The sequence below is a fragment of the Methanothermobacter sp. CaT2 genome (assembly GCF_000828575.1).
Classification (GTDB): Archaea; Methanobacteriota; Methanobacteria; order Methanobacteriales; family Methanothermobacteraceae; genus Methanothermobacter.
In genome coordinates this window covers 1,409,722-1,421,558 of record NZ_AP011952.1, presented here as the reverse complement: position 1 = coordinate 1,421,558, position 11,837 = coordinate 1,409,722, and the positions used below count along the sequence as shown (strand labels likewise).

Genomic DNA, 11,837 nt, shown 5'->3' with positions numbered 1-11,837 from the left:
GTCCTATATAATGATTCATGAGAAACCCTGCTTAAAGAGTGATATCACGCGACCAAGGGTATCAATATCATCGGGGCTCAAATCATCTCTTATACGTTTAACAACAGGGAACCTTAGGGAATACCCGCTTTCATATTCTGGGCTCCTGACTATTTCACTGTAAGCGACTTCCAGTATTATTTCAGGCTTTACCCTGATTTTTCTACCCCTTCTTTCAACTTTTAGATTCTCCATTCTTTCAGAAAGGTCTTGAAGTGTCTGGTCATCAAGTCCCGTGGCCACATGTGCTATTGTCTTGAGTTCCCCACTCTTCTCATCCCTTACAGCAAGGAGATAGGATCCCACCAGATGTGCCCTTTTACCCCTGCCATAGGTGCCACCGACCACAATGAGGTCCAGGGTCTCGGGTTCTGCCTTAAACTTAAGCATCTTTTTACCCCTTATACCGGGTATATACGGCGCTTCCGTATCCTTTATCATTATACCCTCATGTCCCTCTCTTATTGACTCCTTGAAGAGCCATAAAGCATCATCCAGGTTATCCGGGCCCACATCAACCATGCGACTCGCCTCAACCCTTCCAGGTATTTCTGAGAGTATTGACTCAAGGACCTCCCTCCTGTGCCAGAGGGGCTCATCGATGAGGGGTCCTCTGTGGTAGAGGACATCAAAGAGGAACAGTGAGAGGGGAACCTCCCTTGTAAGCCTATCCACATCATATTTTCTTCTGACGCGCTGGAGTATGTACTGGAAGGAGGCTGGCCTCCCATCCATGGTGACTATTATTTCGCCCTCAACTATGTAGTCATCGGCTGGAAGGGCCTCCTCAACACCCTCAAGTATCTCGGGGACCGCCGCGGTGATGTTCTCAAGCCTCCTGGTGAAGATGGATACCTCATCCCCGCATCTGTGTATCTGAACACGTATACCATCATATTTGGTTTCACAGAAGGCCCTTCCAAGCTCCGTTATGGCCGATTCTATGCTGCTGGCAAGCTGTGCCAGCATTGGTTTCACGGGTCTTCCCGGTTCAAGGTTGAGTCTTCCAAGTCCAGGCTCGCCCTCCTCCCTTGCAACTGCGGCCACCATTCCCAGGTCATTTGTGAGCATGTGGGCCCTTTCAACGAGTGCCGGGTCAACCTCAAAGGCCCGGGCAATGGCGTCCCTTATGATTCCCTCTGCAACACCAACCCTCAGTTCCTCAAGGACCGTCCTTGTTATATAGCGTGCCTCCAGTGGCTTTGCCTGGGACAGGACCTCAACAAGTATGTTTATCTTCTTTGACTGTGCCCTATCACCAGAAGCTGATGCCAGGGCCTTCAGTCTGCTGTAAACAAATTCCACTGTCAGGGGTTGTGAAAAAAAGGTTGTTTGAGTTTTTCTGGAGAATAGTTTTTCACTTGCAAGACCTATATCACCCTGTTCCCTTATTTCGTCCTCGATTTCATCCATCGAAACCCCCACAACCAGGGATATTGCCTTCATGAGCAGCTTTATGCCAACCCCAAGTTCCTCCTCACTCCAGATTGGAAACACTCTGCCAAGCATCAGTATTGTTACATCGGGCAGAAGTTCCTTATCAACACTCCTCAGGAGTTCCGCAAGTATTTCGGTCTTTTCAAGGCGTTTTGTGGTTGATTCAAGTCTGTGGTATACCTCTGCAAGTTCCATATAGAGCAATTCCTTCATCCCCTAAGTAATCTGAACCGTTAAACTCCCATCGACCTTAAAAACATTCTTCAGTACCTACAATTCACAGTCATCCTTGTCTGCTGGCGCTTCCGCCATGTCCCTGAAGTGTTTGAAGAGTTTCCAGGCCCATCCAACGGCCTCTTCATCCCTTGAAAAGAGGAATCTCACGGGATCATAGAGACCATCAGACATGAACAGAGAAAGGGCCATTGCCGTCTCCGTTATTATGAGGCTGAACCTCAGTTCAGAATCGATGGTGCTGATCTTAACATTTTCCGTAGCTTCAACATGTTCAATTGCATCCACAACATTCTCTGAGAGGATCATCTCGGTCTTTATCCCCGCTTTCAGGAGGTCCCCGTAGAAGGGGTGGTGAACGCCTGAAAGGATCCAGACCCTCCCGGAGTTCATGACATTCTTTGTAACTACCTCATATGGCTCTGTGAGGTTCTCGGGTTTTGCCTCGAGGAGTGATACTCCCTCAAGGGATTCTATGCTGTAGAGGAGTGATTCGGGTATGGATCCAAGGTCATGGTCAAGCAGAAAATCCGAGAGTTCCCTGATCACCGAGATTGTCCTTATAATCCCCTGAACCTTCAGAGATATTATCCTGCCGGTTGATGACAGTTCATACTTACGGTTGACCCTGCAAACCAGCCCCTTGTCCTCGAGCTGGTATATGGCATGGAGAATAGTTGATGAACTTGATTTTATGATGGACCTCATCTTAGAGAGTTCCATTGGACCGTCCATGAGGGCCATTAAAACCCTGAGCCTTATCTCGGATGAGAAAAGAAATTTGATATCCTTTCTGACTTCAGTGAAGGCTTCCAGCAAGGTAATGCACTCCTCTATTCAATGAAAACATGGAATTTTCCTGCCACGCCACAGATGGGGCAGGGTTCCGGAGGGATCTTCCTTGCGCAGAGATAACCACAGATGCGACACCTCAGCACAGGTATGTCAAGGCCGGCTGGTGCCCTGCCAGGACCTCTACTCTTTCCCCGCCTCTCGGGTATGGATCTGAACTCAACGTCCTCATCCCTGACATAGAGTCCACAGTAGCATGTCCCGTATTCCTCAATATCATCATCCCTGTAATCACAGGGGCACACTATATCCCTGTCCTCCTCGGGGTTGCCTGATGCGAGTCTGCAGGGGCAGGAGTCATAGCCATATCTTTTCCTGTTAACCAGCATCCCCCTGAGCAGTTCCATGACGAATTCCCTGTCAGGATTAAGCTTATAACCTGATTTCTCTGCTGATTCCCTAACCTCTCTGTATAGTTCCTGGAGTTCATCCTTCATGATGATCCCTACCTGAGGGATGATTTTATTGAGAGTGGATCGAATCCCACCACCACTTCCTCATCGTTTATTACAAGTGTGGGGAATGAGAGGGATGGGTTCCACCTCTTAAGCTCCTCAATTACATTCTCACGTTCCTCACCCTCAAGGAGGTCGACGTATATATAATCGTAGGCCACCCCAAGTTCCTCCAGCAGCTCCCGTGTCCTTTTGCACCATCCACATGTGCTGAGTGCAAATAGCCTTACACTGCCCCTTTCAGTACCTTCAACATGCTCGAATCCCATAGGACCACCACTTTAATTATGGTTCTGATCTCTATTAACCCTTACCGGCATGTTAAGGATCGAGGATGTGATTCATCTGTCTTCACGCAGTATCCTGAGGGCGCAGTATTCGCCACACATTGAGCACATCTCTGAATCCTCAATTGGGCACTGCATCCTGTATTCATATGGTTTTTTTGAGTCAAAGGCCAGTTTGAACTGTTTATCCCAGTCAAAGGACCTTCTTGCATCAGCCATCTCAAGTTCAGATTCCCATGCGCCCGGTAATTTTCTGGCGGCGTCTGCAGCCTGGGCAGCTATCCTTGATGCAATGACACCCTCAATAACATCCTGAACCCCCGGTATCGCCAGGTGCTCTGCCGGTGTGACGTAACAGAGGAAGTCCGCCCCGTTCATTGCAGCGACGGCCCCGCCTATGGCTGCGCTTATATGGTCATAACCCGGTGCCATGTCTGTGACTATGGGTCCAAGGACATAGAAGGGTGCGCCGTCGCAGACCTCCTTCTGTATCTTCATGTTGGCGGCTATCTGGTCAAGGGGCATGTGACCGGGCCCCTCAACCATGCACTGAACATCTGCATCACGTGCCCTCTCAACGAGTTCTGCAAGTGTGAGGAGCTCACTGATCTGGGGTATATCAGAAGCGTCTGCCAGGCACCCCGGCCTGAGGCCATCCCCGAGGCTGAGTGTGACATCATACTCGTAGGCCACTTCAAGGAGGTACTCATAGTTGCTGTAGAGAGGATTCTCCTCCTGATTCTGCATTATCCAGGCTGCAAGGAACGCTCCTCCCCGGCTAACTATTCCCATTATCCTCCCTGATCTCTGAGCCCTTTCAACGGTTTCCAGGGTGATTCCTGAGTGCACGGTCATGAAGTCAACCCCATCCCGGGCCTGGTTCTCTATGGCCCTGAACATGTCATCCTCATCCATGTCCACCACAGCTCCATCTGACATGAAGGCCTCGACACCGGCCTCGTAGATGGGTACCGTGCCCACAGGAACGTCAACAGCCTCCAGGACCGCTTTCCTGACATCCCTCAGCATGGGGCCTGTGCTGAGGTCCATGACAGCATCTGCACCGTATTCGACAGCTGCAAGTGCCTTATCAACCTCCAGTTCAATGTCCTCCATTTTTGAGGATGAACCGATATTTGCATTGATCTTTGTTGAAAGATTTTCCCCTATGCCGCAGGGTGATGATTCCCGATTAATATTGGAGGGTATCACAATTCGACCGTTTGCAATACCCCTAATAAGCATCTGAATGTCCAGATTTTCTTTCCGGGCAACCTCCTCCATCTCAGGGGTTATATTGCCCTTTCTTGCTTCTTCCATCTGAGTCACTTTGGATCCCTCAATCTTAATATATGAATATCCATAAAAATAATTTCATGATCAGGAAGCTCCGTGCAAGGGATATAATGCTCCGTGATGTTATTGTTTCCCACCCCGATGACCTTGTCGCAGCAGCCAACCTCAAGATGGTCCGTGCGAACGTGGGTGGTGTCCCTGTTGTGGAGGGTGATAAACTTGTTGGGCTCATAACCCACAGGGACATTCTGCTTGCCGGTGGCGAGGCCCTGAAGCTTCGGGTGAAGGACATAATGAGCCAGGACCTTGTTGTGATTGATGAGGAAACTCCTATAAGCAGGATAAGCCGTATAATGGCAGATACCGGATATCAGAGGATACCGGTTGTCAGGGATGGTAGACTGGTTGGACTGATAACCCAGAGCTGCATAATAAAGGCCCTTGCAGATTATCTCTAGTTTCATACCAGTGGTTGCGGGGAGCCTGAACCTTTCCCTGAATCCTTTATACCACCCATCCTTTTAATTCTGAGTTCAATGAATCTTTTACCATTCTTTGTGCATGCATATACCGGTATGGCTGATCCTACCTTCAGCAGCGCCCTTCTATCAGCTATTCTCCTTATGTATTTTGATGCGCATGATGTTACAACATCGGCTGTGTTAATCACTTTCTCGGCGCCCCTGTAGTCTATCCCGGTCAGGTGAACGGCGAATATGTAGATTTCGCCTCCATCCATTTCCCTCAGCCTCTCTGCCTCTGCCGGGTCAGCCACGGTGACAGCAACCCTATCATAGCCCATCTCAAAGGCCCTTTCAACACCCTTAACCTGGTCTATCGTGGCTTTTTCGGGGTCAAGGACCTTTTCTGGTCCTATGGATCCTATAACCTCATCCTCGGGTGATGTTTCCACCACTCCTGATATCCTGCCCCCGATTCCCTGTGCAAGTTCGGGTTCGGTGACTATGACTGTGCCTGCACCATCACATACCATGACTGCTGCGTCCACCTCACCCTCCTCGATGAGTGTTGAGATTATCTCAGAAATGCCAAATGATAGAAAATCCCTCATTCTTAATTCACGATTACCTGTACACATGCCAAAATCTTTAATGCGAAACTCAATATTTTGACGGATAGCCTCAGATGTGATTTTTTCAATGCCCCGGTACTTATGAAAGAGGGGACAGTAATCGATAAGTGGCTCGGATACATCAACCACCCTTCCATTCCTCACGGTGACACGACTTTTTCCCAGGGCCTCTATTACATGTTCACCCACAGCGAACACCTCAACAGCTTAGGGGTACGGAAACCCATCGGCAGGGTCCGGTTTCAGGATGAGGGAAGCATCGGATCTCAGGAGTGCATTGACGGTTGCACTGAATGAGCAGAGCGTTCCTATACCACATCCAACCCTCCTATCACCAGATAGGATATCCACAGTTATATAATCTTCCATCCTTACATGTTCCCTCACACCGACCCTGGTCATCCTCTGAAGTATCCTGTTTCCAAGGGCACCCATGGATTTCCCGAGCCAGAAATGTTTCAGGGGACAGAGGTCACAGTAATTCTTAAAGATACGGTTCCACTTGCTGCTTCCAAATCCAGCATCTATCTCCGCCCTCACCGTTGCATAGGCTATGCAGCACCCCCAGTTCCTGCCGATGACCTCCCCATTCTCAAGGAGGGATACATGGATCCTGTTCCTCCTCCAGGCGACCCTGCCGGTCACCCCCCTCTCATACTTTTCCATTCCCGTGTTTCTGGATTTCCTGGATGCCATCCTCCTCCTGATTGATGGCACCCTTGAAGCTGCGATGTTTACTGCACAGACCGGGCAGAAACCTGATGCTGCAGATACAATTTCATCACCTTCTGCAGAGTATAGTATGACCTCTATGCCAGGGCCGTCCCTTCTGACCTCAACTGAACCCCCAGCCGACCAGATATCAGATATTATCATGGAGGCTGTGTTAACAACCCTCCCGTAGCCAGACATCTCTGAAACCCGTATCTGGTCTCTCCTGCCTGTCAGGAAGGGCGAGATTTTATCTGCAGCTTCGTCATCCAGAAATCCTGCATTGATCTCGGCCTCGAGTATCGCCGGGGCCCAGGTTATATCCGAACCCTCCCCCACAGAATCCCCTGATGGGTCAGTTATCCAGGCCCTGACACCCTCAGGGTACTCTGCTGTTTCAACCATGAAGCCTGTCCTAGAGATATCTGCGAGGACTGCATGACATATCCCACAGGCCCCCTCTGAGAAATCAAGATCATCAGGCACATTAAACCCCCCTCAAAGAAAATTCATATATAATTATGGTGGCATTTCATAATAATGATTGCACCCCTGACAGAAAAGTTTAAATTTGATGAAAACTGATCTTGTATAAGTCATGCCGGGGTGGCTCAGCTGGTTAGAGCGCACGGCTCATAGGGTATTAAGCAGTGCTCTGACTTTTTCCTGGGATACCGTGAGGCCGCGGGTTCGAATCCCGCCCCCGGCACTTTAACCCCCCATTTTTGCATTCAAAAAAACTTTTTTTATCCTTAAAACAGAAAAGATGAATTCTTCTGAAAAACAAAAATCACGTTTCTTTAAATTGGAGATAATCAAACCCCTTCACTGAACCGAACTGTTTTTCTATTTCAGAATGGCTCCAGAGGACCCCCCCCAGACATCTGCTTTTCACTGATCTGAAGAATCTTCCCCACATGATCTCCAGTGATAGGCTCATGCTGCAAGCAGATATAACTGTGGTCCTACAGGATGACCCCCTCATGACTTCAGCTACCAGCCACCTCTCAAACCCCAACATGATTTATATCAACACACACATAGTTATTATGCAAGAACGTGAAAGAGGGTTTGAATGCCTGAGAGATATGAGGGTATGGCTTACTGGGAGATGGTCAGCCGGCAGATGGGTTTACTTTCAAGGGCAGACCAGTTAAAGCTCAAGGATTCCACTGTCTCTGTGATCGGCTGCGGGGGTATAGGTGGCGCTGCAGTTGAGATGCTTGCACGGATGGGTGTGGGCAGTCTCAGAATAATTGACAGTGACGTCTTTGACGTCTCGAACATCAACAGGCAGCTCATGAGCAGCTTCAGGGACCTCCGGATCCCCAAGGTTGATGTTGCAGCGGAGCGTATTCGCACCGTAAACCCCTTCAGCAGGGTCAAGGTTTATCATGAAATCTTCGATGAAGAAAATGCAGCTGAAATAATAACTGGCAGCGATGCCGTGGTTGATGCCCTTGATAACATAACATCAAGGGTGATTGCATCAAGGAGGTGCACATCAGAGGGAACACCCTTCATCCACGGCGCCATACATGGCTCCATGGGTCAGGTAACTGTGTTCAGGGAGGGATCACCATCCTATGAGGAACTCTTCCGTTTGCCATCTGTGGGCCTTGAGCTCACAGCTGATGTGAAGGCGAAGCTCAGAGATCTATCATCAAAAACACCTCCGGTAATAGGTCCCGTGGCAAATATCACCGGCTGCCTCCAGGCAGCGGAGGTTCTCAAGTTGATCACAGGGAGGGGTGATGTGATAGCCGCCCCCCGAATGTTAAAGTTTGATCTCTTTCAGGGCGAACCATTTAAAATTGTTGAACTATCCTGAACAAAAAATATATAAACCAGTAGAAGGAAAGTTACTTCCGGTGAAGTTAAGCTCATGCCATGGAGGCATAACCCATGTCAGATAAGATTGGAAGAATAATAGCTAAAATGGATGAATGCGGCGTTAAATTCGTCCGCCTTCAGTTTGTGGACATACACGGAAAACCAAAGAATATGGCAATACCCCTGGTAAGGCCAGACCAGATAGAGGACATAATAAAGGACGGTCTCCTCTTTGATGGGTCATCAGTTGAGGGGTTCGTGGATATAAACGAGAGCGACCTCGTCCTGAAACCTGACCCCGACACCTTCTCAACACTCCCATGGAGGCCAGAGGAAAAGGGTGTGTGCAGATTCATCTGTGACATATACTGGCCAGATGGAAAACCCTTCGAGGGGGACCCGAGGTACGTCCTCAAGAGGGCCCTCGACAAGTACGCCCACCTTGGATATGAATACAATGTCGGACCGGAACCAGAGTTCTTCATCCTCGACCAGGACGAGGATGGCAACATAATACCCCACGACTGCGGTGCATACTTCGATGTTGAACCGGTGGACCAGGGAACCGACTTCAGGAGAAAACTCGTCATGGACCTTGAGGCCCTTAACTTCGACGTTGAGGTCAGCCACCACGAGGTTGCCCCTGGACAGCACGAAATAGACTTCAAATTCGACAAGGCCCTGAAGACAGCAGACGCAGTTATAACCTTCAAACAGGCCATAAAGGCCATAGTCGACAAGATGGGGTACATGGTAACATTCATGCCAAAGCCATTCTTTGGTGAAAACGGTAGCGGTATGCACTGCCACCAGTCCCTTTTCAAGGATGGTGAAAACGTCTTCTATGACCCTGACACAGAGACACAGCTCTCAGAGGAGGCCCTGTACTTCATAGGGGGGCTTCTGAAACACGCCCCTGCGCTCACAGCTGTCTGTGCTCCAACAGTCAACTCCTACAAGAGACTTGTCCCTGGCTATGAAGCACCGGTCTACATTGCCTACGGCCTTAAAAACAGGTCAACCCTCATCAGGATCCCTGCATCACGTGGAAAGGGTACACGTGTCGAGTTAAGGATGCCTGACCCATCATGCAACCCATACCTTGCATTTGCAGCCATGCTGGAGGCAGGTATGAACGGTATACAGAACAAGATCGACCCCGGTGAACCAACCGAGATCGACGTTTATGAAAAATCAATGAGTGAGCTCAGGGAGATGGGCATCGAGACACTCCCATCAAGCCTCTGGGAGGCATACCATGCCCTCGAGGAGGATGATGTCATCAAGGGCGCCCTTGGTGGTCACGTCTACGAGAAGTTCATGGAGATCAAGCACAGGGAATGGGACGACTACCGTGTGAGGGTCTTCAAGTACGAACTTGAAAGGTACCTTGACATCTAAGCCTCAAAATTTACTTCCTTTTTTTCTTAACCTTTAAATAAACCCTCCCCCTACTTTTTATATGGTGTTTCTGATGGCTGATGAGACCAACCAGAAGATGATGGAGATTTTAAGGATCCTTGCAGAGCATGATGATGTCCTCGGGGCAAAGATAATAGCATCTGAACTCAGGAAGAAAGGGTACAACCTCGGGGAACGGGCCGTCAGATACCACATGCGCATACTTGACGAAAAGGGCTTCACAGAAAGGGTTGGTTATGCTGGAAGGAAAATAACAGAGAAGGGGCTGCAGGAGATAAACCGTGGCCTCGTCTATGACCAGGTCGATTTCATATTCTCAAAGTTTGAGAGCATGATATACAATACAAGCTTCAACCCTGACACCCTCGAGGGGAAGGTTGTCGTTAACACGTCAAGGATATCCCCCCGGTCCATTGAGACCCTCAAACATGTTATGAGAAATGGGCTCTGCCTCAGCCCAAGGGTTAAGCTTGAAAGGGATGGTGATGGGTGCATAATAAGCACCATATGCGGGACAACCGTCGACGGCATCCTGCTCGCCAGTGGCATACCTGTCATACCCCAGTTCGGGGGCCTTGTGAGATTTGAGGACCATCAGCCAGTGAACTTCACAGAGCTCATAGCCTACAAGAAAACATCGATGACACCCCTGGAGGCCTTCACCTCAGAGAACATGACCTCGGTTCTCAGTGTCATTGAGGAGGGGGATGGGCTGGTACCGGCAAATCTCCGCCTCATACCCGGAACCGGAAGGGAGGACGCCGTGAAAATTCTGAGGAAACTTGAGGGAATCGGGATATCAGGGGTGCTCAAGGTTGGAGAACCCGGAGAGGACGTCCTAGGTGTCCCGGTTGCAGATGGAATGGTGGGTGTTGCAATCATAGGGGGTATAACTCCCCTCTGCGCCATCCAGGAGGCCGGCTACCGTGCAGAAATTAAACTGGCAGAGAACCTCATAGAATTCCAGAGCCTGAAGCCCCTTGTAAAGCCTGAGAGAAAGTTAATGGTTTCTGCACCTGAAAGGGGTGTCAAGGTCCGCTTCCTCCTGTCAAAGGCCTGGAACCTCATAAACAGAGTGGATTTAAATCCAGAGGACCTTTCAGGGAGGGTTATAGCCAACATATCCCTCATAAGCAGGGATGATCTGGATTATGCCCTTGAAGTCATAGGTCAGGTCCTCAGTGAGAGGCCAGAATTCTCCACCCTCCCCATGATAGGAGTCACCGATGAGGGGGGCATGGCTGGAATTGCAACTGTATGCAGTCTCACACTGGATGGTGTACTGATAAAGAGCGGTATCATGTCCACACCAAAGTACGGGGGTCTGCTTGAGGCCGGCGGCAGGGAGCCCCGCTTTGTTGAGCTCACAGCCTACAGTGGTTCCTCCCTTGACCCCCATGAGATCTACGTATCAAAGAATATGACTGCGGTCCTTGAAGCCCTCAATGGACAGGGCAGGGTCCTTGCGAGTCTGAAGGAGGTCCCGTACCTTGCAAGGGACCATGCTGAGGGCCTGATTGAAGAACTCTCTGAAGCAGGGTTCAGTGTGCTCAAAATCGGCGCCCCCGGTGAGATACTGTACAATGCCCGCGTGGAGAAGTATCACGCAGGTATAGTCACACCCGGCGGCCTGAACCCCCTTGCAGCTGTCAGAGAGGCGGGTGTTGAGATAAGGATGAAGGCCATCGAGAGACTCATGGATCTCAGGGAATTCAGATATGTGGATGAAGTGTAAACCTTATTTTTATAAGCACCATAGGTGCATATAATCCAGTGGAAGGTGATCTCTTTGAAAAAGGAAAATAGAATAGCAACCTGTGAGGAACTCTGCAGGTACATAAAGGAGGAGGTGAAGCCAGGGGATACCGTGAGACTATCCCTCGGCCGTGTGTATATACCCGGAAAGGTCGTCACCAACAACGCAGGGGTTCTGCAGATAAAGATCGACAGTGATATGATAAAGGGCCTTACAACAATTGATGTTGAGAAGCTGAAGGAGTACCTCATCGAACTTGAACATGAATGTGAAGGTGGGGTATGCCTGATCGAGGCAGTTGATGAATGAGGTGATACTGTGAATGCAGCCATTCAGATAGTTTCACTCATAGTGGCGGGATTTATACTTGTGAGTCTCATGGCACATTTCATGAACAGAAATCCCATAGAATAAATTTTTTT

Annotated in this window: 12 protein-coding genes and 1 tRNA gene; 6 read left to right on the top strand and 7 right to left on the bottom strand. The window is 49.5% G+C overall.

Annotation, left to right across the window (positions count from 1 at the left end; all coding sequences use genetic code 11):
• Positions 1–15: 15 nt before the first annotated feature.
• From MTCT_RS07325 to thiC, 5 genes are all read right to left on the bottom strand, one after another.
• The gene (locus MTCT_RS07325; RefSeq protein WP_369798263.1) at positions 16–1,689 is read right to left on the bottom strand and encodes an ATP-dependent DNA ligase; all 1,674 of its coding nucleotides are present in this window, start codon (positions 1,687–1,689) and stop codon (positions 16–18) included.
• A 57-nt stretch (positions 1,690–1,746) separates the two neighbouring features.
• Positions 1,747–2,529: a winged helix-turn-helix domain-containing protein gene (locus MTCT_RS07320; protein ID WP_010877187.1), complete on the bottom strand. Its 783-nt coding sequence runs from the start codon at positions 2,527–2,529 to the stop codon at positions 1,747–1,749.
• A 14-nt stretch (positions 2,530–2,543) separates the two neighbouring features.
• Positions 2,544–2,999 (bottom strand): ferredoxin-thioredoxin reductase catalytic domain-containing protein, encoded by a 456-nt coding sequence (locus tag MTCT_RS07315; protein WP_010877186.1) that lies wholly within the window; start codon positions 2,997–2,999, stop codon positions 2,544–2,546.
• 8 nt (positions 3,000–3,007) lie between these two features.
• The gene (locus MTCT_RS07310) at positions 3,008–3,286 is read right to left on the bottom strand and encodes a glutaredoxin family protein (protein WP_010877185.1); all 279 of its coding nucleotides are present in this window, start codon (positions 3,284–3,286) and stop codon (positions 3,008–3,010) included.
• A gap of 72 nt (positions 3,287–3,358) precedes the next feature.
• Positions 3,359–4,633 (bottom strand): phosphomethylpyrimidine synthase, encoded by a 1,275-nt coding sequence (gene thiC, locus MTCT_RS07305; protein ID WP_048176085.1) that lies wholly within the window; start codon positions 4,631–4,633, stop codon positions 3,359–3,361.
• A gap of 47 nt (positions 4,634–4,680) precedes the next feature.
• On the opposite strand from thiC, the gene MTCT_RS07300 reads away from it, so the two are divergent.
• Entirely contained in the window at positions 4,681–5,058 is a 378-nt protein-coding gene (locus MTCT_RS07300) for a CBS domain-containing protein (RefSeq protein ID WP_048061093.1), read from the top strand.
• Positions 5,059–5,060: 2 nt separating this feature from the next.
• Here the strand turns inward: MTCT_RS07300 and MTCT_RS07295 are convergent, their stop codons facing one another.
• Both MTCT_RS07295 and MTCT_RS07290 read right to left on the bottom strand, forming a co-directional pair.
• Positions 5,061–5,882 carry a methanogenesis marker 8 protein gene (locus MTCT_RS07295; RefSeq protein ID WP_048061092.1) on the bottom strand — a complete coding sequence of 274 codons (822 nt, stop codon included), beginning with the start codon at positions 5,880–5,882 and terminating at the stop codon, positions 5,061–5,063.
• 18 nt (positions 5,883–5,900) lie between these two features.
• Entirely contained in the window at positions 5,901–6,890 is a 990-nt protein-coding gene (locus MTCT_RS07290; protein WP_048176083.1) for a hypothetical protein, read from the bottom strand.
• 114 nt (positions 6,891–7,004) lie between these two features.
• Between MTCT_RS07290 and MTCT_RS07285 the strand changes: the two genes are divergently transcribed.
• From MTCT_RS07285 to MTCT_RS07265, 5 genes are all read left to right on the top strand, one after another.
• Positions 7,005–7,113 (top strand) — tRNA-Met (locus MTCT_RS07285).
• 366 nt (positions 7,114–7,479) lie between these two features.
• Positions 7,480–8,235, top strand: a complete 756-nt coding sequence (locus MTCT_RS07280) for a HesA/MoeB/ThiF family protein (protein ID WP_048176081.1) — start codon at positions 7,480–7,482, stop codon at positions 8,233–8,235.
• Positions 8,236–8,309: 74 nt separating this feature from the next.
• The gene (gene glnA, locus MTCT_RS07275; RefSeq protein ID WP_048176080.1) at positions 8,310–9,638 is read left to right on the top strand and encodes a type I glutamate--ammonia ligase; all 1,329 of its coding nucleotides are present in this window, start codon (positions 8,310–8,312) and stop codon (positions 9,636–9,638) included.
• Between the two features lie 73 nt (positions 9,639–9,711).
• Positions 9,712–11,394 (top strand): DUF128 domain-containing protein, encoded by a 1,683-nt coding sequence (locus MTCT_RS07270; protein ID WP_048176078.1) that lies wholly within the window; start codon positions 9,712–9,714, stop codon positions 11,392–11,394.
• A gap of 45 nt (positions 11,395–11,439) precedes the next feature.
• Entirely contained in the window at positions 11,440–11,724 is a 285-nt protein-coding gene (locus MTCT_RS07265) for a DUF2097 domain-containing protein (RefSeq protein ID WP_245942885.1), read from the top strand.
• The last annotated feature ends 113 nt before the right edge of the window (positions 11,725–11,837 follow it).

Coding starts and splice junctions, on each gene's coding strand:
- MTCT_RS07280 (WP_048176081.1), top strand. CDS start 7,480: ATGCCTGAGAGATATGAGGGTATGGCTTACTGGGAGATGGTCAGCCGG.
- MTCT_RS07315 (WP_010877186.1), bottom strand. CDS start 2,999: ATGAAGGATGAACTCCAGGAACTATACAGAGAGGTTAGGGAATCAGCA.
- glnA (WP_048176080.1), top strand. CDS start 8,310: ATGTCAGATAAGATTGGAAGAATAATAGCTAAAATGGATGAATGCGGC.
- MTCT_RS07300 (WP_048061093.1), top strand. CDS start 4,681: ATGATCAGGAAGCTCCGTGCAAGGGATATAATGCTCCGTGATGTTATT.
- MTCT_RS07310 (WP_010877185.1), bottom strand. CDS start 3,286: ATGGGATTCGAGCATGTTGAAGGTACTGAAAGGGGCAGTGTAAGGCTA.
- MTCT_RS07325 (WP_369798263.1), bottom strand. CDS start 1,689: ATGAAGGAATTGCTCTATATGGAACTTGCAGAGGTATACCACAGACTT.
- MTCT_RS07270 (WP_048176078.1), top strand. CDS start 9,712: ATGGCTGATGAGACCAACCAGAAGATGATGGAGATTTTAAGGATCCTT.